Raw genomic sequence first — 20183 nt, 5'->3', positions numbered from 1 at the left:
CTCTGTGTGGTGAGGGGATTTATCCCCGTTGGAGCGCGAAGCGGTCCTGAACCCCGGTTATCCGGCGGGGCAGACTCGGGGCCGCTTCGCGACCTGGCGGGGATAAATCCCCTCGCCACAAAGGATCCAGGCCCTGAAAGATCAGAGGCCAGGCACGCCGTTCTTCCACGCCGACCAGTTCTTCACAATGTCCTGCACCAGCGGGTTGCCGGTGCGGAACAGGTTTTCCAACGCAGGGACGAACGCGCCCTGGTCGGCGTACTTGAGCAGGTTATCCACTTCATTGCCACCGGGTTCGGGGCGGTCGAAGTCGGACCCGGCCCGCAGCACTGCCAGCCGGTTGATGTCCACCCGACCTTCACGGCTGGCCCGTAGCAAGGCCTCGTAAGTCGAGTTGTCTTCCTGTTGGGTCGTGCAGTAGACGCCTTTGTTGTCGGTGAGCAGGCGGGTCCAGACTTCGGCGCGCTCGCTCAGGCGCGTACCGGAGAACCAAGTGTTGCCGGCCAGGGTGTCGCAGCGGGTCACCACCGGCGGCTGGTTGGCCGGGGCATACGGATACTTCAAGCGCCAGGCTGCGGACTCCTTGCTTTCGGCCAGGGTCACCTGCTGGCTGAGGGCAAAGGCCTTGGCTTGCAGGGCCGGGTTGAGTTCGAAGACTTCTGTCTTGTAGTCCAGCGGCGGCTTTTCGTTCGGCCCCTTGGTGTTGATGCCCAGGTAGCCGGTGGGCCAATCCTTGGGCGCATCCCGCGAATCCAGCTCCCATTGAGTACCGAACTCCACCAGGTAATGGGCCCAGGCGGTTGTGCCCAGTGTGCCGTGGTGCGGGTTGATGCCGGCGATCCCGGCCACCAGGAAATAGCTCTTGCGCAGGTCGAAGGTCGGGGAGAGCGCCAGGGCCAGGGTCGAAGCCGCCGCGTTGGTCTGGCCCATGCCGGTGATCAGCAGGCAGACCCGTTCGGCATTGCAGCGGATCGTCGGGTACTCGGCGGACAACCCTGGTACGCGGATTTCATCCTTGAGCTGCAAGCGATCGATCCAGTTCTGCGCTTCGGGGGCGAACATCGTGATCAGCATCACTTTGGGTTGAAGTGGCGGTGCGGCCCCGGCGCTTGCCGCGAAGAGTGCAGTACTTGCCAGGCCGATTGAAGCAAACAGGCGATTGATCATGTGTTCGTGACCTCCATGGATTCGAAAGGGTGCTGCGACGATGTGCTCAGAATTGATAGCCGACCCCGGCGTAATAGCCCCACCCATCGGAGCGGGCACGGAAGTTGCCATCGCCAAAGTTGAGTTCGCTGCCATCCTGCCAGTTGCCGCCGTTGTGGAAGTAGCGGCCCACCAGAGTGAAGCGCACGTGGGTGAACGCGTACAGCAAGACATTGGTGGCGACCGTGGCGTTGGCGGTGCGGGCCGGGTTGTCCTTGTGCAGGTCCGAACCGAAGTCGAAGTTGGTGAAGCCAATGTACGTCAGTGAGGCACCATTGCTGAACTGGCTGATCGGCACGATGTACTTGAGTTGAGCGCGGTAGCCGTCCCAGGAATATTCATTGCTGGCGCCATAGTTTTCCCATTGATAACGGCCATAGAGGTTGGCCGACAAATTGACCTTTGAGTGAGTGTCGATGTCGGTGCCCAGGCCGCTGTACAGGGTGTTCGCGCGATTGGCGCTGTTGCTGCCGTGATCGTAGATCCAGTCGAACGCCACATACCATTCCTTGAACGGCCCGATGGCCAGGCTGCGGCCGGCCAGGTAGTCGATGGAAATCCGCGGTTCGTGTTCCATGAACACGGGTGAACCGTGGTCCCACGCTCCTTTGTCGTGACTGTTGCCAATGTTGAAAATCTTAGGGATGTCGACGTAGCCATAGAGCTCGAAGGGCCCCTTGCGTCCGAAGTATTCATATTCCAGATAGATATCGTCGACCGGTTGCGGGCCGAAGCTGATGTCCTTGCTGCCGATGAGCGTCAGGTCCTGGTTGTACCAGTCCGACAGGTAGGCGCCTTTTTTCGACGGGGTGGCTTCAGGACTGAGGGTTTCGCCTTGGGCGGACACCTCGGTGGGTTGGGCGTGGGTCGTGGCGCTGAGTAGTCCGGTAACGGCGGTCAGTAGCAGGGTGGTTGCCCATACGCCGGGCGTGGCGCGACACCGGGAAGTGAAGTGCATGGAAAGTCCTTGTTCGTGCGGGCCGAAGCCCGTGTTCCGTGATTGAAAAAAACGTCGATCCGCTGGAGGTGAGCGAATACGCAAACGTTTGCACAACCCATACCAATTTTATGCAGTGGCTTGAAAATCTTGGGTTTAAGGCGGTTTTCCTGTCCTTTTGGTCAGGCCAGGTGCGCCGAATCCTTCACGCTCGCTTGAAGCAGCACCAAAGTGTTGCACGGGCGAATGCTCGGCACGGCACTGAGTCGGCGGCGTTGCTGTTAGAATCGATCCCCTTGATTGACCGGAGAGATGCCCATGAGCGAGCCGATTCGCCTGACCCAGTACAGCCACGGCGCCGGTTGCGGCTGCAAGATTTCGCCCCAAGTGCTGGAAGTGATCCTGGCCGGCAGTGGTGCGCAGAACCTCGATCCCAAGCTGTGGGTCGGCAATGCTTCTCGCGACGACGCTGCGGTGTATGCCATCGACGAAGAGCGTGGGGTGGTTTCGACCACCGATTTTTTCATGCCGATTGTCGACGATCCCTTCGATTTCGGCCGCATCGCCGCCACCAATGCCATCAGCGACATCTACGCCATGGGCGGTGATCCGCTGATGGCCATCGCGATTCTTGGCTGGCCGGTCAACGTACTGGCCCCGGAGATTGCCCGGGAAGTGATTCGCGGCGGTCGTTCCGTGTGTGACGAGGCGGGTATTCCCCTGGCTGGCGGGCATTCGATCGATGCGCCCGAGCCGATCTTCGGCCTGGCGGTCACGGGCCTGGTGCAAAAGCGCCATATGAAACGCAACGACACGGCCACCGCCGGTTGCCGGCTGTACCTGACCAAGCCCCTGGGCATCGGCATCCTCACCACGGCGGAAAAGAAAGGCAAGCTGCGCGCCGCCGATGTTGGCCTGGCCCGTGACTGGATGTGCACCCTCAATAAACCCGGCAGCCGCTTCGGCAAGCTCGATGGTGTGACGGCGATGACCGATGTCACCGGTTTCGGCCTGCTCGGGCACCTGGTGGAAATGGCCGACGGCAGCCAGTTGACCGCGCGCATCCGCTATGACGCGGTGCCGCGTCTGCCGGGCGTCGAATACTACCTCGACCTGGGCTGTGTGCCGGGCGGTACGCTGCGCAACTACGACAGCTACGCCAGCAAGGTCGGTCGGGTCCAGGAACTGCACAAGCGAGTGCTGTGCGACCCGCAGACCAGCGGCGGCCTGTTGATTGCCGTCACCCCCGAAGGCGAGGAGGAGTTCCTGCGGGTAGCCACTGAACTCGGCCTTGCACTGGAGCCCATCGGCGAGTTGGTCGAGCGACAGCGTTACGCGGTCGAGGTGTCTTGATGAGCCATGACATCACCGACTACCGCGACATTTTCCTCCATGACCGACCGATGATGGACACGCGCGCGCCCGTCGAATTCGTCAAGGGCGCTTTCCCCGGCGTGGTCAATTTGCCGTTGATGACCGACAACGAACGGCAACGGGTCGGGACCTGCTACAAACAACAGGGGCAACAGGCCGCCATCGTCCTGGGGCATCAACTGGTGTCCGGTGAGACCAAGGCCCAGCGCATCCAGGCTTGGGCGGCGTTCGCCAAGGCCCATCCCGACGGTCTGCTGTATTGCTTTCGAGGCGGCTTGCGTTCGCAGATCGTCCAGCAATGGCTCAAGGACGAAGCGGGCATTGATTACCCTCGGGTCGGCGGTGGCTACAAGGCCATGCGCACGTTCTTGCTGGACACCGTCGAACAGGCGGTCGCCGAGTGCGACCTGGTGCTGCTGGGCGGCATGACCGGTACCGGCAAGACCGAAGCGCTGGGCCAACTGGGCAACAGCCTGGACCTGGAAGGGCATGCCAACCATCGCGGTTCGAGCTTCGGCAAACGCGCCACCGGCCAGCCTTCCAACATCGATTTTGAAAACCGCCTGGCCGTGGATGTGCTGAAAAAACGCGCCGCCGGCATCGAACAGTTTGTGCTGGAAGATGAGAGCCGTGCGGTCGGCAGCTGCGCCTTGCCACTGTCCTTGTACCAGCGCATGCAGCAGGTCCCAATGGTCTGGCTGGAAGACAGCCTGGAGCGTCGGGTCGAACGGATCCTGCAGGATTACGTCATTGACCTGTGTGGGGAATTTGTCGCGGTACATGGCGACGAAGGTTTTTCGCTGTTTTCCGAGCGATTGCTGGCAAGCCTGGACAACATCCACAAGCGCTTGGGTGGCGACCGTCACCGGCGCTTGAAGGACATCCTGGAGACAGCCCTGGCCGAGCAGGCCCACAGCGGCGCCGTCGACGTGCATCGCGGTTGGATCGAGGGTTTGCTGCGTGAGTATTACGACCCGATGTACGTGTTCCAGCGGGAAAAGAAGGGCTTGCGGATCGAGTTCTCGGGGGAACAGGCGGCGGTGCTGGAGTATTTGCGCGAGCGGGCGGCCCGGGGAGGGTGACCTGTGGGAGCGAGCTTGCTCGCGATGGCGGCGACACAGCCACCCTTGAGGCAAGCTGACCCACCACCACCACCACCACCACCATCGCGAGCAAGCTCGCTCCCACACTGATGATCAGGTCGGGCAGGCTTGCTGGCCATTGTCCAAACCTTGCTTATAGCTCTGGCTGGTGAGGCTGGCCTTGCCGTTGTGCCAGGTCAGGGTCAGCACATACAGGGAGTCGAAGTCTCCGGAGGCCCAGTCTTCGGTAATGGTCTGCTCCTTGCCCACCGCCTCACCGGCAACCTTGTTGATCAGTTCCGGCAGGTAGCCATGGGACCAGGCGGTATAGATGGTGGAGTTGTGATACTTGTCGTGCAGCAACTCGTCAGCCAGGTCGCTGGTGTCGTTGGCTGAAAAATTGATGTTTACCGGCAGCCCGAGCTTGATGGCGCTGGGGCTGATGGTCATCAGCGGGCGAATATAGCTGTAGGAGTTGTCCAGCTCACCCTCTTCGACATTGCGGGTCGGGTTGGCCGCGAACACGTAGTCGGCCTTGCCGAATTTTTCCGGCAGCAGGGTGGCCAGGTCGATGGCGCGGTTGAGGCCCTGGCAGTTGAGCTGGCCCAGGCCACCGGCGGGTTTCTCGGCGTGGCGCAGGAACACCAGGGTCTGTACGCCGTCGGCTGGCTGGGCGCGGCTGACGCTGGATTCCAGCGACAGCACCAGGCCACAGACCACAAGCAGCGTCGGCAGCATCAGCCACGAACGGTGTTTGAAGCGTCTGGCGAAATTCAGTGGGTTCATCATCGAATAATAGTCTTCAGCACGCTTGAGTCAGGCTGACAAACCCTGGCACCGCGAAGCGCTTGGCCTCGGGTGTTTTCCCTGTCGTTACGCCTCGTTGGTTCTTTGGGGGCATTGCTCAGAGTCCCTTCGAGCGCTTTGGTTCGATTCCGGTGCACTGTAGCGATCTCCGTCAGGAGATGGGACGAACGTTAACGACAGGATGTTGCTGAATTAAGAAGGGACGACGTGAATTGTGTGACGGGCAGTGATGTGAACTGGCCTAATAATTCCGGACACCTCTTAAGGGCGATATGATTTCGCCAACTTGGAGGTTCCATGAACGAAAGAAAGGTCTATACCCGCGAGTTCAAGCTGCATGCTGCCAGCATGGTGCTTGATGATAACTGCCCGGTACCAGAAGTTTGTGCATCGCTGGACATCGGACCCACCGCTTTACGGCGCTGGGTTGATCAGGTTCGTAAGGAACGCGAGGGCCAGCCAGTTAAAGGCACCAAGGCGATTACTGACGATCAGCGCCAGATCCAGGAGCTAAAAGCCAAGATCAAGCGCATGGAGATGGAAGCTGAAATCCTAAAAAAGGCTACCGCTCTCTTGATGTCGGATCCCGATCGTTTCCGATGATCGCGGAGCTAAGAGAGTCATTTCCGACGGCCGTGGTGTGTCGTGTTTTCGGTGTGAAGCGCAGCAGCTTTTATGAGTGGATTCAGCGGCGATCCAAGCCGCGGATCAGACGTGAAGAACTCAGGCTGAAAGTCGTTGAACTGCACAGTGAAAGCCGCGAAGCCATGGGCTCCAGGATGATCAGCGAGGGCCTGAAATCGCAAAATATTGCAGCGGGAAGAAGCCTGGTCAGAGCGCTGATGAGGGAAGCCAACATTGTCAGTAAACAACGCCAGCCGCATCCATTTAGATCCAAAGGCGTGGAGGCATTTGTCGCGCCTAATCGACTCAAACGTAACTTCAAACCGACTGCCATCAATCAGGTTTGGTGTGGCGACGTTACCAGCCTGATGGTGGGCAAACGCTGGATTCATCTGGCCATCGTGATCGATTTGTATGCTCGCCGGGTCATTGGTTGGGCTTTTTCTCTGGTTAATGACGCCAACCTGGTCAGCAAAGCGCTACGCATGGCGACAGCGGTACGAACGTGTCCCCCAGGGCTGATGTTTCACTCAGACCAAGGATGTCAGTACACCAGTCGCAAGTTTCAAGAAGAACTGACCCGCCACGGCATTGTGCAAAGCATGAGCCATCGGGGACAGTGCTGGGACAACGCTCCAACAGAGCGTTTTTTCGGCACGCTGAAGTCAGAGTGGGTACCTCGCAATGGCTACAGCCTGATCGAGGAGGCAAAAACGGACATGGTGCGTTTCTTCATGTACTACAACCGCACCAGGCTCCACAGCTACAACAACTACCTGTCGCCAATAGCCATGGAGCAAAAAGCGGCATAAACACCGTAATCGGTGTCCGGGATTACTTGACCAGTTCAATGTCGTCCCCAACATCTTGGATTATCCTCGGGGTTTCCTTCATTTCCGAGCCGACCCCATGCCCGACTTGACGCCATACCTCGTCACCCAGAAATGGCCCGCCCAATACCCGGAGTGGATCCAGCTCTACTCCCTGCCAACCCCCAACGGCGTGAAGGTCTCGATCATGCTGGAAGAGACTGGCCTGCCCTACGAGCCCCACAAAGTGGACTTCGCCAGCAACGACCAACTGTCGCCCGAGTTCCTTTCCCTGAACCCCAACAACAAGATCCCGGCGATTCTCGATCCCCATGGGCCGGGGGACCAGCCGTTGGCGTTGTTCGAGTCGGGGGCGATCCTGATTTATCTGGCGGACAAGAGCGGACAGTTGCTGGCCCAGGAGTCGGCGGCGCGCTACGAGACGATCCAGTGGCTGATGTTCCAGATGGGTGGGATCGGGCCCATGTTCGGGCAGTTGGGGTTCTTCAACAAATTCGCCGGCAAGGACTACGAGGACAAGCGGCCACGGGATCGTTATGTCGAGGAAAGCAGGCGCCTGCTCAAGGTGCTCGATGGCCGTCTGCAAGGGCGGGACTGGATCATGGGCGAGCGTTACACCATTGCCGATATCGCCACGTTTCCCTGGGTGCGCAACTTGATCGGTTTTTATGAAGCCGGTGATTTGGTGGGTATCCAGAACTTCCCCAATGTGACGCGGGTATTGGAGCGCTTCCTGGCGCGACCGGCCGTGGCCCGTGGGTTGAAGATCCCGGAATGAGCAAGCCGACGCCCCGCCGATTCGATTACAAACAACTGGATGTGTTCAGCGATGTGCCGCTCAAGGGTAATCCGCTGGCGGTGGTGCTGGGGGCCGATGGGCTCAGCGACTCGCGCATGGCCGCTTTTGCCAACTGGACCAACCTCAGCGAAACCACGTTCCTGTTGGCGCCGCAGCACCCGGAAGCCGATTACCGGGTGCGTATTTTCACCACGTCCACCGAATTGCCGTTTGCCGGGCATCCGACCCTGGGCAGTTGTCACGCCTGGCTGGAAGCCGGAGGCGTGCCCAAAGGGCAGGAGATCGTGCAGGAGTGCGGCGTCGGCCTGGTCAGGGTGCGCCGCAGCGATCATGGGTTGGCGTTCCTCGCGCCGCCCTTGCTAAAGTCCGGTCCGCTGGAGGCCGAGCTGCTGGAGCGGGTGCGCAAGGGGCTGGGGCTCGCAGCGCAGGCGATTGTCGAGGCGCAATGGGTCGATAACGGTGCCGGCTGGCTGGCGGTGATGCTCAAGGATCGCCAGCAAGTCCTGACGCTCGAGCCGGATTACCAGCAGTTGCTGGACCTGGCCGTGGGCGTGATCGCACCCTGGGATCGGGCCGTGGATGGCGATGAGGCCCACTTCGAAGTGCGCGGCTTCATCGCCGGTGATGGCATGCCCGAGGATCCGGCCACCGGCAGCCTGAACGCCGGGCTCGCCCAATGGATGCTGGGCAAAGGGCTGGCGCCTGCGTCCTACGTGGTCAGCCAGGGGCTGACGATGGGCCGGGCCGGGCGGATTCATGTCGAGCAGTTGGGAGACGAGGTTTGGATTGGCGGTGCAGTCGTGACGTGCATCAATGGCTCGCTGACTTTGTGAGGCGATTATTACCCGGCTGGTAACACTCTGTTTTCCAGCAGGCGTTTGTGCCCTGGCTGGCCTGGGCATAAGCTTCGCTCCCTGTGATCGAGCCGCATTTTTTGCCCAGGAGTCCCATGTCCAGCCAGTTCCCCGAAGCACGTCCACGCCGCCTGCGTCGCAATGCAAGCCTGCGCAGCCTGTTCCAGGAAACCGAGTTCACCTTGAACGATCTGGTGCTGCCGATTTTCGTCGAAGAAGAAATCGATGATTTTGTACCGATCAAGAGCATGCCCGGCGTGGTGCGCATCCCGGAGTCGAAGCTGGCTGGTGAGATCGAGCGCTATGCCCGTGCAGGCATCAAGTCGGTGATGACCTTTGGCGTGTCCCATCACCTGGACAACGAGGGCAGCGACACCTGGCGTGAGCGCGGCCTGGTGTCACGCATGGCCGGGATCTGCAAGGACGCGGTGCCGGAAATGATCGTGATGTCCGACACCTGCTTCTGTGAGTACACCGACCATGGTCACTGCGGCGTGCTCCACGGCGATGAAGTGGACAACGACCGGACCTTGATCAACCTGGGCAAGCAAGCCGTGGCGGCGGCCCGCGCCGGTGCCGATGTGATCGCGCCGTCGGCGGCCATGGACGGCCAGGTCCAGGCGATTCGCAGGGCTTTGGATGAAGCCGGTTTCAGCCAGACGGCGATCATGGCCTATTCCACCAAATTCGCCTCGGCGCTGTATGGGCCGTTCCGCGAGGCCGGCGGCAGCGCGCTGAAAGGTGACCGCAAGAGCTACCAGATGAACCCGATGAACCGCCGCGAAGCCCTGCGTGAATCCCTGCTCGATGAGCAAGAGGGGGCCGATGCGCTGATGGTCAAGCCGGCCGGTGCCTACCTCGACATCATCCGCGATATTCGCCAGGCTTCGAATCTGCCGCTGTCGGCTTACCAGGTCAGTGGCGAATACGCGATGATCAAATTCGCCGCCCAGGCTGGCGCCATCGACGAAGCCCGTGTGGTCCGCGAGAGCCTTGGCGCAATCAAGCGGGCGGGGGCAGACCTGATCTTCACCTACTTCGCCATGGACCTGGCGCTGAGTGGGATCTGATCCCGCATTCCTTCTACTTGCATCAGTGGTGACTGTGCCGCCGTCATCGCGAGCAGGCTCGCTCCCACATTGGGCATAGCCCGCATCCGCTTTTGATCGTATGGTTGCTCCGGAATAACGAACGCGATGGAGCACCATGCAATTCAACCAGTTGATGATCAGCCTCGCGGCGTTGCTGTCCCTGGCCGGTTGCGGCAGCCGTCAGTTGCAGGAGCCCGAGCGCCAGCCCGCCGAGGTCAAGAAGCAGATCGTGCAGTTGTTGCCGGCCAAGACGGCGGATCGTGAGGGTTGGGCGACAGATATTTACGTGGCCTTTGCGGCCCAGCAGATTCCGTCCACGACGCAGAATATCTGCGCGGTCCTGGCGGTGACCGAGCAGGAGTCGACGTTCCAGGCCGACCCGCCAGTGCCGGGGCTGGGCAAGATCGCTCGTCAGGAGATCAACCGCCGTGCGGCGAAGGTGCACATTCCGGAGTTGTTGGTCAGCGGCGCGCTCCAGGTGCGTTCGCCCAATGGCAAAAGCTACAGCGATCGACTCAACGCGGCCCGCAGCGAGAAAGAGCTGAGCGGGATTTTCGATGATTTCATCGGCATGGTGCCGCTGGGCAAGACCCTGTTCGGCGGCTTCAATCCGGTGCACACGGGTGGGCCGATGCAGGTCAGTATCGCGTTTGCCCAGGCCCATGCGCGAGATTATCCCTACACGGTGGATGGCTCGATTCGTCGCGAAGTGTTCAGTCGCCGTGGTGGGATGTATTTCGGTATCGCGCATTTGCTGGGCTATCCGGTGAACTATACCGAGCCGTTGTATCGTTTCGCCGATTTCAATGCCGGGTGGTACGCCAGTCGCAACGCGGCTTTCCAGCATGCGGTGAGTGTAGCGTCGGGCATTTCCCTGGCGCTGGATGGCGATCTGGTTGCCCATGATTCAATCATGCCGGGCAGCACGGAGCTGGCGGTACGCACGCTGGGCAAGTCGTTGGGAATGCGCAACCCGACCATTCGCGATCAATTGGAACAGGGCGACAGCCTGGCGTTCGAGGACAGCAAGCTCTACAAGCGTGTGTTCGAACTGGCTGAGCGGGCCGAGGGCAAGCCGTTGCCGCGGGCGGTATTGCCGGGGATCGTGCTCAAGAGCCCGAAAATCACGCGCAAGCTGACCACGGCGTGGTTTGCCAAGCGGGTGGATGAGCGTTATCAGCGCTGCATGGCGCGGGCGGCGGGGCGCTAGCCAGGCATTGAGGCATGAATAAGCCCGGCGGATGAGGCCGGGCTTTTACTGTGATGGGTTGGGTTTGGGAGTGTTCTGGAGCGGTGTGTCGGGTGAACTGCGCAGCGGCTGTGTGAAGGTTGCGGCCGCTGCGCGCCCGAGCGGGAGCAAGCTCCCTCGCCACGGGGTGTGTTGCACATGATTTGCGATACTTCCAGGCATTGCGGTCAAGCAACTCATGCGCGGTTTTCGATCAGACGGTCAGAGCCACCTTCAGCGACACGGCGTTCCAGCAGGCGATCGGCACCGCCTTCAGCGACACGGTTCTCGATCAAGCGATCGGAGCCACCTTCGGCGACACGGCGTTCCAGCAGGCGATCGGAACCGCCTTCAGCGACGCGGTTTTCGATCAGACGGTCAGAGCCACCTTCGGCAACGCGGCGTTCCAGCAGGCGATCGGCACCGCCTTCAGCGACGCGGTTTTCGATCAGGCGATCAGAACCGCCTTCGGCGACGACGGGGTGCGAGGAGGCGGCAAATACATTAGCGGCCAGTACGGAGAAAGCGAGGCTGAGGATGACTTGGCGTTTCATGATGGTGTGCTCCGGGGGTGCAGTGGTTTGTGTGGGGCCATTGTTGTCCCGGGCGATCTTCAAGAGAACTTCATTGGCATGATGGTGAACATCGACGGCAGTGATAGCTCGTCAGTCCCATCGATGTCGCTTGATCCAGCGAAGCTGCGCCATAACGTGCGCGTCGTCCTCCGGGTGGAACACAGCCAGGTTTGTGGGCTCTACCGGGTAACCCATAGGCAGGAGGCAAGTTCATGTACCAGTTATTCGGTTACAGGCAATCCGGTTCTGCGGCGGTGGAGATTGCCCTGGATCTTTGTGATGTGGCGTATCGGCGGGTCGATGCCTATTCGACCCAGGACAGCGACGCCGCGAAAGCGCTCGCGGCACTCAACCCTCAGAAGCAGGTCCCGACCCTGCAGTTGCCGGACGGTTCGGTGCTGACCGAAGCGGCGGCGATCCTGATTCACCTCGGGCTGACCTTTCCGGCGTCGAAGCTGCTCCCTGATGACCCAACCCAGCGTGCGCAAGCCATACGGGGGCTGGTCTATATCGCAGCCAATTGCTACACGCCCATCGGCATCATCGATTTTCCGGAACGCTGGCTGGACGATGCGGATGAAGCGACTCGGCAGCGCTTGGTAGCGGGCACCCAGCAACGGCTGTACCGCAACTGGGCGTTGTTTGCCGATCAGTTCCCGGCCCGGCCGTTTCTCGGCGGTGCCGAGCCGGGGGCGATGGATGTCCTGGCGGCCGTGATCACGAAGTGGAGAAACACACGGGAGGCAATGCTCAACGCCCGTCCGGCGTTCTACGGATTGTTGGAGCGCATCGACCACCATCCGCGCGTTGCACCGATGCTGTCGTTGCATTGGCCTTCGTAGGAGCTGCCGAGCGAAGCGAGGCTGCGATCTTTGCGCTAACGCTGGAGTCTCAAGCGAAAGATCAAAAGATCAAAAGATCGCAGCCTTCGGCAGCTCCTACGGGTCAAGGACAAGCCATGCGTACAGCCGCCTGCTCAATCAAGTCGACAAATTGCTGGACGTTCTGCTGATGCGCCGTCACCAGTTCGTCGATACTGGCCCCCGCCGGCGTTTGCAGGCTGCTGCGACAGGTGAAGGGGCGGGTATCGCCACCCAGGTTGCGCAGGCGCCATTGCACGTCCATGCGGGCATAGCGGCCGGGGATCGAGTCAAAGCGCTGCACGTCCACCCGCAGCGATGATTTCGGCGCGCCAGGGTTGTTCAGTTGTTCGCCCAAGGCGCTGCGCAGTTCATCTGCCAGGCTGGCGCCCCACCATTCGGTTTCCAGGATCGCCAACCCGCTGTTGCCCTGGCGAATGACCATTTGGGTGCGATCCACCTGGGGTGGGACGCTCACCTGTTCGATGTGGATGTCCACGCCGGCGCGTGACGGGCCTTTCGGTTGAGCCGGGCTCAGGGTGTGGTAATGAATCGGGTCGCTGCGACAGGCACCGAGCAGCAGTGCCATGGCGACCAGGGTAAATTTCAGCGTCAGTGGCATGGGACGGGCTCCTGTACTCATTCTTTCACCGGCAATGTGAGGTTCTGTGCCGGTGCGTCCTTGGGACGGCCGCGAAGCAGCGATTCGGGATGGCGGCTCAGGTAGTCCGACAGCTCGCGCAGCGAGCGCGACATGCGCCCCAGGTCGTCCAGGGTCTGGGTCAGTTGTTCGCGCTGGGGTGAATCTTCGGCCAGGGTCGAGTTGGCCGATTGCAGGGTCTTGCTGACGTCCTGCAAGGTGTTTTGCACCCCAGGCAAGGTCTTGCTGTTGAACTGGGCCAGGCCTTTGCGCAGCTCCACCAGATTGCCATCCAGGTTGCCGGCGATACTCTCCAGTGGCAGCTTGTTGATTCGCTCGACCATCGTCTGCAGTTGTTCCTGCAATTGCTGGAGGCTGCCCGGCAGGGTCGGGATACGCACGGGGCGGGCGCTGGGGTCGAAGACCACTTTTTCGGCCTTGGGGTAGAAGTCCAGCGAGATGTACAACTGCCCGGTCAGCAGGTTGCCGCTACGGGCCTGGGCGCGCAGGCCGCGCTCGACGAAGCTGCCGATCAGGCGGGCACCGGCGGCTTCGTCTTCGGGGTCGTGGTTGAGCGACTTGAGCAGTTTTTCATGGGCCTTGCCCAGGCGCTGGGGGTAGATCACTACGCCGACGTTGACCGGAAAGCTGCGTTGCTTCTCATCGAAGTCGAGGTTGATGGCCACCACCCTGCCGACTTCCACGCCGAGGAACTCTACCGGCGCACCGACGCGCAACCCGCGCAGGGCCTGGTCGAAACGCAGGGCCAGGTATTGGCCCTTGCCATCGGGCGGGGCGAGGGCGCTCTGCTGGTCGGCAAACAGTTCGAAGGTCTTGTCTTCGCTGGCGGCGGTGTCGTTGGGGCTGTACTCCGGTGCCCGGAACGCGATGCCGCCCAGCAGCAAGGCCGAGAGCGATTCGGTCTTGACGGCGAAACCATTGGCGCCGACGTTCACGTCCACGCCGCTGACGTTCCAGAACCGGGTGTTTTCGGTGACATACACATCGTTGGGCGCGTTGATGAACACGTCGATGTTGACGCCTTTGCCGTCGGCGTCCAAGGCGTAGGACACCACCTGGCCCACCGGGATCTTGCGCAGGTACACCGGCGAGCCGATGTCCAGCGAACCGAGGTCCTGGGCGTGCAGGGTGAAGCGCTTGCCCGGTTCGCCATAAGTGATCGGCGGCGGGTTCTCCAGCCCTGTGAAGGATTTGGCGCGTACTTTCGACTGCCCGGCGTCGGCACCGATGAAATCACCGGACAGCAGCGTGTCGATCCCCGAGATCCCGCCAGCCCCGATGCGCGGTCGTACGACCCAGAACACCGAGTCTTCGTGGGTGAAGGTGTCGGCGGTCTTGGCGAGCTTGACTGTGGCGGTGACGTTCTTCTGGTCCTGGCTCAGTTGCACGTCGGTGACCTGGCCGATGACCACGTTGCGGTATTTCACCTGGGTCTTGTTGGCGGTCAGGCCCTGGCCGGTCTTGAAGGTGATGGTGATGGTCGGGCCTTCCTGAAGCCAGTTGTGGACCACCAGGGAAACACCCACCAACACCGCGATGATCGGCACGATCCACACCAGCGACACCGTCCAGCGACGGGTGGTGACGTGGGCCCGGCCGGGGGCGGGTTGTGGCCCGTCAGTGGCTTGCGACTTCATTCATGACCTCCTCGGATGGTTGAGTGTCCCAGATCAGGCGGGGGTCGAAACTCATGGCCGAAAGCATGGTGAACAGCACCACGAGGCCGAAGAACAGGATACCCGGTCGTGGCTCGATATCGCTCAGTGCCTGGAACTTGACCAGGGCGGCCACCAGGGCCACCACCAGCACATCGAGCATCGACCAATAGCCGATGACTTCCACCAGCCGGTACAGCTTCGCCCGCTGGACCTGAGCCCAGGTACTGCGTCGCTGTACGGTCACCAGCAGCAGGGTCAGTACCACGAACTTGATGCCGGGCACCGCGATGCTGGCGATGAAGATGATCAGCGCGATGTCCCAGGCGCCGCTTTGCCAGAACTCGATGACACCGCTGATGATGGTGCTGTCGGCGCCTTCGCCGAGCATCCGGGTGTTCATGACCGGCAGCAGGTTGGCCGGGATGTAGAACACCAGCGCCGCGAGCATATAGGCCCAGGTGCGGGTGATGGCGTCGGGTTTGCGGCGGTGCAGGGCGGCGTCGCAACGGGGGCAGGTCTGGGGGCCGTCGGCCATGTCGCAGGCCAGGCCGCAACTGTGGCACAGGCAGAGGTTCAGGTCGCGGGCCTCTGGCGGGGTGTCCTGCGGCCGGCCGTTCATAGGCTGTCCCACAGGTCGCGGACATCGCGCCCGGCAATACGGATCATCAGCAGGCTCAAGGCCGCCAGGGCGAACAGGCCGATACCCGGGAGCACATCCAGCAGGCCGGCGAGCTTGATCACCGCCACCAGCGCGCCCAGCAGGCACACCTCCAGCATGCTCCAGGGCCGCAGGGTTTCCAGGCTGCGCATGCACAGGCTGAACCCTGGCGCCCGCCGCTGGAGGTAGGCGTGGCCCAGTACCCAGAGCAGCAGCGCCAGTTGGAAGGCCGGTGCAACGATGATCGCCACCGCTGTCACCAGGGCGATGAAGGTGATGGGGCCCTGGCTCAGCGCCACGATGGAATCCCACAACGTCGCGCTGTTGCTCAGGCCCTGGAGACGGATACTCATCACCGGGTAGAGATTGGCGAACGCCCACAGCACCGCGGCCGTTACGCTCAAGGCCAGGCGCTGCTCGATGGTCAGGCCGTTGTAGCGCTGGATCACCGCGTGACAGCGCACGCACGTGGCCTTTTGATGCGGGGCGAGCACAACCGGCTCGTACACCGCATCGCAATGTTCACAAATGATCAGTCGGTCGGTGGCGGCCATCGGGATGCTCGCAGGAACAACCCCTTCAATATAGAAGTGTGTTGAGAATGAGCAACCCGATGGAAACGATCATTCGCCGCGAATGTATTGCTCCAGTTGTCGGATCAGGTCGGCCTGTTCGGCGATGGCTTCCTTGACCAGGTCGCCAATGGACAGCAGCCCGACGAGCTTGCCGTCTTCCACCACCGGCAAATGTCGCAAGTGCTTGTCGGTCATGATGCTCAGGCAGGTCTCGACATTCTGGTGCGGGTCGATGGTGATCACGGGGGATACCATGATGTCGCTCACTTTCGTGCCCACGGACGAGCGACCGTGCAGGACCATTTTGCGTGCATAGTCGCGCTCGCTGATGATCCCCAGCACTTTTTCGTCCTTCACCACCAGCAAGGCGCCGACGTTCTTCTCGGCCATGCGCATCAGGGCCTGCAATACCATGTCGTCCGGTGAGATGGTGTGCACTTGCTGGTTCTTATCGTCTTTTAGCCGGAGCAACTGCGCGACGGTTTTCATGGGGAAGCCTCGGGTCGGGGGTGTTGTTTTTGCTGGTTGTTAAAGCATCGTAGACCCAACGGCGCAGAGCAAGCGGTAAAGCGGCGGCCAATCGTCCAAAAGCGTCATTGCCCGGGAAATTACCACCCATCCCGTGGTCAGGCGCTGTTGTGGCGAGGGGATTTATCCCCGTTGGGCTGCGCAGCAGCCCCAATAAGCTGATGACATCGACCTGACACACCGCGCTGGCAGGTTTTTGGACTGCTTCGCAGCCCAGCGGGGATAAATCCCCTCGCCACAGGTAGAATCGTCGCCTACGCAAAATTCGAGGTTTCAGCGGTGGATTTACAGCAGGGCTTCGTCCTGACCCGGCATTGGCGCGACACCCCGGCCGGCACCGAAGTCGAGTTCTGGCTGGCGACCGACGCCGGTCCCCGGTGCGTGCGCCTGCCGGTGCAGACGTCGGTGGCCTTCGTGCCGCAGATCCAGCGCGGCCAGCTCGAAGCCTTGCTGCAAGGGGAGAAGCAGGTAGAGCTACGCCCCCTGGACCTGCTGGATTTCGAGCATCGCCCGGTGCTGGGCCTGTATTGCCAGCAACACGCCCAACTGATGCGCCTGGACGGCACCTTGCGCCGCGCCGGCGTGGAGGTGTTCGAAGCGGACATCCGGCCGCCGGAGCGCTACCTGATGGAGCGCTTCATCACCGCCCCGGTGTGGTTCGGCGGTAAGCCGGCCGCCGATGGCCTGCTGGTGGATGCCCAGATGAAACCGGCGCCCGACTACCGTCCACCGTTGCGCCTGGTGTCCCTGGACATCGAAACCACCGCCCAGGGCGATTTGTATTCCATTGCCCTGGAAGGCTGCGGCGAGCGCCAGGTCTATATGCTCGGGCCGCCTAACGGCGACGATAGCGGCGTGGATTTCCAGCTGGAATACTGCGAATCGCGCACGCTGCTGCTGAAGAAACTCAACGATTGGTTCGCCCGTTTCGACCCCGACGCGATCATTGGCTGGAACCTGGTGCAGTTCGACCTGCGGGTGCTGCATGAACATGCCCGGCGGCTGGCGGTGCCGTTGCGCCTGGGCCGCGGTGGCGAAGAAATGCAATGGCGCGAGCACGGCGCACGCAACAACCACTTTTTCGCCTCGGCGGCCGGTCGGCTGATCATCGACGGGATCGAGTCCCTGCGGTCGGCGACCTGGAGCTTCCCGTCGTTCAGCCTGGAAAACGTCGCCCAAACGCTGCTGGGGGAGGGCAAGTCCATCGACAACCCGTACCAGCGCATGGACGAGATCAATCGCATGTTCGCCGAGGACAAGCCGGCCCTGGCCCGCTACAACCTCAAGGACTGCGAGCTGGTGACGCGGATCTTCGCCAAGACCGAGCTGCTCAAGTTCCTGCTGGAACGGGCCAGCGTCACCGGCCTGCCAGCGGACCGCAGCGGCGGTTCGGTGGCGGCCTTCACGCACCTGTACATGCCGCTGATGCACCGCCAGGGTTTTGTTGCCCCCAATCTCGGCCAGCGTCCGCCCGAGGCCAGCCCGGGTGGTTTTGTCATGGATTCCCAGCCGGGGCTCTACGAGTCGGTGTTGGTGCTGGACTACAAGAGCCTGTATCCGTCGATCATCCGCACCTTCCTGATCGACCCGGTGGGCTTGATCGAAGGGCTGCGTCACCCGGATGACCGCGAGTCGGTGCCGGGCTTTCGCGGGGCACGCTTCTCCCGAAGCCGACATTGCCTGCCGGCCATCGTCGCGCGGGTCTCCGAAGGCCGGGAGACCGCCAAGCGCGAACACAATGTGCCGCTGTCCCAGGCGTTGAAAATCATCATGAACGCCTTTTATGGCGTGCTCGGCTCCAGTGGTTGTCGCTTCTTCGATCCGCGCCTGGCCTCGTCCATCACCCTGCGTGGCCACCAGATCATGCAGCGCACCCGCCAGTTGATCGAAGCCCAGGGCCATGTGGTGATCTATGGCGATACCGATTCCACGTTCGTCTGGCTGCGTCGTGCCCATGGCCAGGAGGAAGCGGCCAGGATCGGTCGCGAGTTGGTGGCACACGTCAACCAATGGTGGCGTGAGCAGGTGCGTGCCGAGTTCGGGTTGGAGAGCGCGCTGGAGCTGCAGTTCGAAACGCACTTCAAGCGCTTCCTGATGCCGACCATCCGGGGCGCCGAGGAGGGCAGCAAGAAACGCTATGCCGGGCTGGTGACCCGCGCCGATGGCAGCGATGAAATCGTCTACAAAGGCCTGGAAACCGTGCGTACCGACTGGTCGCCGCTGGCCCGCCAGTTCCAGCAGGAGTTGTACGGGCGGATCTTCCACCGTAAGCCCTACCAGGAGTATGTGCGTGATTATGTGCAGCAGACCCTGGCCGGTGCGTTCGATGATCGGCTGGTCTATCGCAAGCGCCTGCGGCGGCCGCTGGAAGATTACGAGCGCAACGTCCCACCCCACGTGCGGGCCGCGCGGCTGGCCGATGAGTTCAACCAGCGCCAGGGCCGTCCGCGGCAATACCAGAATGGCGGCTGGATCAGCTACGTCATCACTGTCGCCGGCCCCGAGCCGCTGGAAATTCGCAGTGCGCCAATCGATTACGACCACTACGTGACCAAACAACTACAGCCGGTGGCGGATGCGATCCTGCCGTTTGTGGATGATGATTTTTCGACGTTGGTGGGGGGGCAGATGGGGTTGTTCTGAGATTTCCGTGTATTCCTGCAGAACTCTTTGGACCGGGGACATGGTGGATCTGTGGCGAGGGGATTTATCCCCGTTGGGGCGCGCAGCGGCCCCTGAGATTTCGTGGTGCCGATAAAGTTGCGAGTGCTGCGCACTCGAGCGGGGATAAATCCCCTCGCCACAAATCAGTGGGTTGCCGATGGTCCGTATTTAGGCGTCAGACCATCGCCAACCGCTGCTTGCCCTGGGGCTGGGGAAATATCAGGTCGAGGGCGGCCAGGTCCTGAGACTCGAGCCTGAGACTGGCCGCTTCGGCATTCAGGCGCACATGTTCAGGTTTCACCGCCTTGGGTATGGCAATCACATTGTCCTGGCGCAGCAACCAGGCCAGTGCGACCTGCGCGGGTGTTGCCCGATGGCGTTCGGCGATTTTTCCCAGGGTGTGATCCTTGAGCAGGTGCCCGCCCTGGCCGACCGGGCAGTAAGCCATGATCGGCATGCGCCGTTGCTGGCACCAGGGCAGCAGGTCGAATTCGATGCCGCGCTCCTGCAGGTTGTACAGCACTTGGTTGGTGGCGCAGGCCGGCGAGGCCAGTTCCTCGAGGTCATCGACGTCAAAGTTCGACACACCCCAACGGCCGATCTTGCCTTCTTCGCGCAGGCGTTCGAACGCTTCGACGGTTTCTGCCAAAGGGTACTGCCCGCGCCAGTGCAACAGATAAAGGTCGATGTAATCGGTGTCGAGCCGGCGCAAGCTGCGTTCGCAGGCCAGGGGAATGCCTTTGCGACTGGCGTTGTGAGGGTAGACTTTGCTCACCAGGAAAACCTGGTCCCGCAGGCCGGTGATCGCTTCGCCAACGACGGTCTCGGCACCGCCTTCGGCATACATCTCCGCCGTGTCGATCAAGGTCATGCCCAGTTCGATCCCCAATCGCAGGGCCGCGACTTCTTTTTTGTGATGGGACGGTTCTTCACCCATGCGCCAGGTGCCCTGGCCGATTACCGGTACGGACACACCCGCCAATTCCAGCGTCCTCATGCCTATCTCCTGTTTTTTGCTTTGACGTGTGGCAGCAGGATAGACCAAGTGTTCCCGGATGGATCGTTCCCATGCTCTGCGCGAGCCCGCAGCATCCGAACTCAACACCAACCCGTGGGCGCGAGCTTGCTCGCGAAGGCGTCGGCCCATCCAGCATCATCACAAGCAGACACAC

The 20183-nt window shown here is 61.7% G+C and carries 20 protein-coding genes; 10 read left to right on the top strand and 10 right to left on the bottom strand.

The genetic code is table 11. From position 1 onward, the window contains the following. Positions 1–141: 141 nt before the first annotated feature. Together BM317_RS00350 and BM317_RS00345 are read right to left on the bottom strand one after the other, a co-directional pair. A complete protein-coding gene (locus BM317_RS00350; protein ID WP_072405300.1) occupies positions 142–1167 on the bottom strand; it encodes a purine-nucleoside phosphorylase in 1026 nt (341 codons plus the stop codon). A gap of 46 nt (positions 1168–1213) precedes the next feature. Then, the gene (locus BM317_RS00345) at positions 1214–2164 is read right to left on the bottom strand and encodes a nucleoside-specific channel-forming protein Tsx (RefSeq protein ID WP_092174966.1); all 951 of its coding nucleotides are present in this window, start codon (positions 2162–2164) and stop codon (positions 1214–1216) included. A 297-nt stretch (positions 2165–2461) separates the two neighbouring features. Here BM317_RS00345 and selD point away from each other — a divergent pair, with 297 nt between their 5' ends. Further along, a complete protein-coding gene (gene selD, locus BM317_RS00340) occupies positions 2462–3496 on the top strand; it encodes a selenide, water dikinase SelD (RefSeq protein WP_092174962.1) in 1035 nt (344 codons plus the stop codon). After that, positions 3496–4599 carry a tRNA 2-selenouridine(34) synthase MnmH gene (gene mnmH, locus BM317_RS00335; protein ID WP_092174958.1) on the top strand — a complete coding sequence of 368 codons (1104 nt, stop codon included), beginning with the start codon at positions 3496–3498 and terminating at the stop codon, positions 4597–4599. Before selD ends, mnmH begins: the two co-directional genes overlap by 1 nt. A gap of 114 nt (positions 4600–4713) precedes the next feature. On the opposite strand, the gene BM317_RS00330 is transcribed toward mnmH, so the two are convergent. Then, the gene (locus tag BM317_RS00330) at positions 4714–5388 is read right to left on the bottom strand and encodes a histidine phosphatase family protein (protein WP_092174955.1); all 675 of its coding nucleotides are present in this window, start codon (positions 5386–5388) and stop codon (positions 4714–4716) included. A gap of 315 nt (positions 5389–5703) precedes the next feature. Between BM317_RS00330 and BM317_RS30930 the strand changes: the two genes are divergently transcribed. From BM317_RS30930 to BM317_RS00305, 6 genes are all read left to right on the top strand, one after another. Further along, entirely contained in the window at positions 5704–6009 is a 306-nt protein-coding gene (locus BM317_RS30930) for an IS3 family transposase (protein ID WP_060738273.1), read from the top strand. Beyond that, positions 6006–6842, top strand: coding sequence for an IS3 family transposase (locus BM317_RS00325; RefSeq protein WP_256574006.1), 837 nt, complete (start codon positions 6006–6008; stop codon positions 6840–6842). The genes BM317_RS30930 and BM317_RS00325 overlap by 4 nt, the downstream gene beginning before the upstream one ends. Before the next feature lie 97 nt (positions 6843–6939). Next, positions 6940–7638 carry a glutathione S-transferase family protein gene (locus BM317_RS00320; RefSeq protein WP_092472658.1) on the top strand — a complete coding sequence of 233 codons (699 nt, stop codon included), beginning with the start codon at positions 6940–6942 and terminating at the stop codon, positions 7636–7638. Beyond that, positions 7635–8492 carry a PhzF family phenazine biosynthesis protein gene (locus BM317_RS00315; protein ID WP_092174949.1) on the top strand — a complete coding sequence of 286 codons (858 nt, stop codon included), beginning with the start codon at positions 7635–7637 and terminating at the stop codon, positions 8490–8492. Before BM317_RS00320 ends, BM317_RS00315 begins: the two co-directional genes overlap by 4 nt. A gap of 116 nt (positions 8493–8608) precedes the next feature. Next, positions 8609–9583 carry a porphobilinogen synthase gene (gene hemB / locus BM317_RS00310; protein ID WP_092174944.1) on the top strand — a complete coding sequence of 325 codons (975 nt, stop codon included), beginning with the start codon at positions 8609–8611 and terminating at the stop codon, positions 9581–9583. A 136-nt stretch (positions 9584–9719) separates the two neighbouring features. Next, positions 9720–10814: a DUF1615 domain-containing protein gene (locus BM317_RS00305; RefSeq protein ID WP_092472656.1), complete on the top strand. Its 1095-nt coding sequence runs from the start codon at positions 9720–9722 to the stop codon at positions 10812–10814. A 215-nt stretch (positions 10815–11029) separates the two neighbouring features. On the opposite strand, the gene BM317_RS00300 is transcribed toward BM317_RS00305, so the two are convergent. Beyond that, complete coding sequence (locus BM317_RS00300; protein ID WP_092472932.1) at positions 11030–11386, bottom strand: hypothetical protein; 357 nt, start codon at positions 11384–11386, stop codon at positions 11030–11032. A gap of 233 nt (positions 11387–11619) precedes the next feature. Between BM317_RS00300 and BM317_RS00295 the strand changes: the two genes are divergently transcribed. After that, a complete protein-coding gene (locus BM317_RS00295) occupies positions 11620–12249 on the top strand; it encodes a glutathione S-transferase family protein (protein WP_092472654.1) in 630 nt (209 codons plus the stop codon). A 103-nt stretch (positions 12250–12352) separates the two neighbouring features. Here BM317_RS00295 and BM317_RS00290 read toward each other — a convergent pair whose 3' ends face one another. The 5 genes from BM317_RS00290 to BM317_RS00270 form a co-directional block, all read right to left on the bottom strand. Further along, positions 12353–12889 carry a PqiC family protein gene (locus BM317_RS00290; RefSeq protein WP_092472653.1) on the bottom strand — a complete coding sequence of 179 codons (537 nt, stop codon included), beginning with the start codon at positions 12887–12889 and terminating at the stop codon, positions 12353–12355. Positions 12890–12906: 17 nt separating this feature from the next. After that, entirely contained in the window at positions 12907–14565 is a 1659-nt protein-coding gene (locus BM317_RS00285) for a PqiB family protein (protein ID WP_092174927.1), read from the bottom strand. After that, a complete protein-coding gene (locus BM317_RS00280) occupies positions 14546–15205 on the bottom strand; it encodes a paraquat-inducible protein A (protein WP_092174923.1) in 660 nt (219 codons plus the stop codon). Before BM317_RS00280 ends, BM317_RS00285 begins: the two co-directional genes overlap by 20 nt. Next, positions 15202–15798 (bottom strand): paraquat-inducible protein A, encoded by a 597-nt coding sequence (locus BM317_RS00275; RefSeq protein WP_092472651.1) that lies wholly within the window; start codon positions 15796–15798, stop codon positions 15202–15204. Before BM317_RS00275 ends, BM317_RS00280 begins: the two co-directional genes overlap by 4 nt. Before the next feature lie 69 nt (positions 15799–15867). Then, complete coding sequence (locus BM317_RS00270) at positions 15868–16308, bottom strand: CBS domain-containing protein (RefSeq protein WP_060738251.1); 441 nt, start codon at positions 16306–16308, stop codon at positions 15868–15870. A 318-nt stretch (positions 16309–16626) separates the two neighbouring features. On the opposite strand from BM317_RS00270, the gene BM317_RS00265 reads away from it, so the two are divergent. Next, the gene (locus BM317_RS00265) at positions 16627–18990 is read left to right on the top strand and encodes a DNA polymerase II (RefSeq protein WP_092472649.1); all 2364 of its coding nucleotides are present in this window, start codon (positions 16627–16629) and stop codon (positions 18988–18990) included. Between the two features lie 196 nt (positions 18991–19186). Here the strand turns inward: BM317_RS00265 and BM317_RS00260 are convergent, their stop codons facing one another. Beyond that, positions 19187–20008 carry an aldo/keto reductase gene (locus BM317_RS00260; RefSeq protein WP_092174908.1) on the bottom strand — a complete coding sequence of 274 codons (822 nt, stop codon included), beginning with the start codon at positions 20006–20008 and terminating at the stop codon, positions 19187–19189. Positions 20009–20183 lie beyond the last annotated feature (175 nt).

This window comes from Pseudomonas sp. NFACC24-1, assembly GCF_900115235.1.
In the GTDB taxonomy this organism is placed as follows: domain Bacteria; phylum Pseudomonadota; class Gammaproteobacteria; order Pseudomonadales; family Pseudomonadaceae; genus Aquipseudomonas; species Aquipseudomonas fluorescens_AA.
This window is presented reverse-complemented; position numbering and strand designations above follow the sequence as displayed.

Bases quoted from the DNA above. Each gene is read 5' to 3' on its own strand.
- BM317_RS00345 (WP_092174966.1), bottom strand. From the start codon at position 2,164: ATGCACTTCACTTCCCGGTGTCGCGCCACGCCCGGCGTATGGGCAACC.
- BM317_RS00350 (WP_072405300.1), bottom strand. From the start codon at position 1,167: ATGATCAATCGCCTGTTTGCTTCAATCGGCCTGGCAAGTACTGCACTC.
- BM317_RS00315 (WP_092174949.1), top strand. From the start codon at position 7,635: ATGAGCAAGCCGACGCCCCGCCGATTCGATTACAAACAACTGGATGTG.
- BM317_RS00295 (WP_092472654.1), top strand. From the start codon at position 11,620: ATGTACCAGTTATTCGGTTACAGGCAATCCGGTTCTGCGGCGGTGGAG.
- mnmH (WP_092174958.1), top strand. From the start codon at position 3,496: ATGAGCCATGACATCACCGACTACCGCGACATTTTCCTCCATGACCGA.
- BM317_RS00275 (WP_092472651.1), bottom strand. From the start codon at position 15,798: ATGGCCGCCACCGACCGACTGATCATTTGTGAACATTGCGATGCGGTG.
- BM317_RS00330 (WP_092174955.1), bottom strand. From the start codon at position 5,388: ATGATGAACCCACTGAATTTCGCCAGACGCTTCAAACACCGTTCGTGG.
- BM317_RS00325 (WP_256574006.1), top strand. From the start codon at position 6,006: ATGATCGCGGAGCTAAGAGAGTCATTTCCGACGGCCGTGGTGTGTCGT.
- BM317_RS00260 (WP_092174908.1), bottom strand. From the start codon at position 20,008: ATGAGGACGCTGGAATTGGCGGGTGTGTCCGTACCGGTAATCGGCCAG.
- BM317_RS30930 (WP_060738273.1), top strand. From the start codon at position 5,704: ATGAACGAAAGAAAGGTCTATACCCGCGAGTTCAAGCTGCATGCTGCC.
- BM317_RS00305 (WP_092472656.1), top strand. From the start codon at position 9,720: ATGCAATTCAACCAGTTGATGATCAGCCTCGCGGCGTTGCTGTCCCTG.
- hemB (WP_092174944.1), top strand. From the start codon at position 8,609: ATGTCCAGCCAGTTCCCCGAAGCACGTCCACGCCGCCTGCGTCGCAAT.
- BM317_RS00320 (WP_092472658.1), top strand. From the start codon at position 6,940: ATGCCCGACTTGACGCCATACCTCGTCACCCAGAAATGGCCCGCCCAA.
- BM317_RS00300 (WP_092472932.1), bottom strand. From the start codon at position 11,386: ATGAAACGCCAAGTCATCCTCAGCCTCGCTTTCTCCGTACTGGCCGCT.
- BM317_RS00280 (WP_092174923.1), bottom strand. From the start codon at position 15,205: ATGAACGGCCGGCCGCAGGACACCCCGCCAGAGGCCCGCGACCTGAAC.
- BM317_RS00270 (WP_060738251.1), bottom strand. From the start codon at position 16,308: ATGAAAACCGTCGCGCAGTTGCTCCGGCTAAAAGACGATAAGAACCAG.
- BM317_RS00290 (WP_092472653.1), bottom strand. From the start codon at position 12,889: ATGCCACTGACGCTGAAATTTACCCTGGTCGCCATGGCACTGCTGCTC.
- selD (WP_092174962.1), top strand. From the start codon at position 2,462: ATGAGCGAGCCGATTCGCCTGACCCAGTACAGCCACGGCGCCGGTTGC.
- BM317_RS00285 (WP_092174927.1), bottom strand. From the start codon at position 14,565: ATGAAGTCGCAAGCCACTGACGGGCCACAACCCGCCCCCGGCCGGGCC.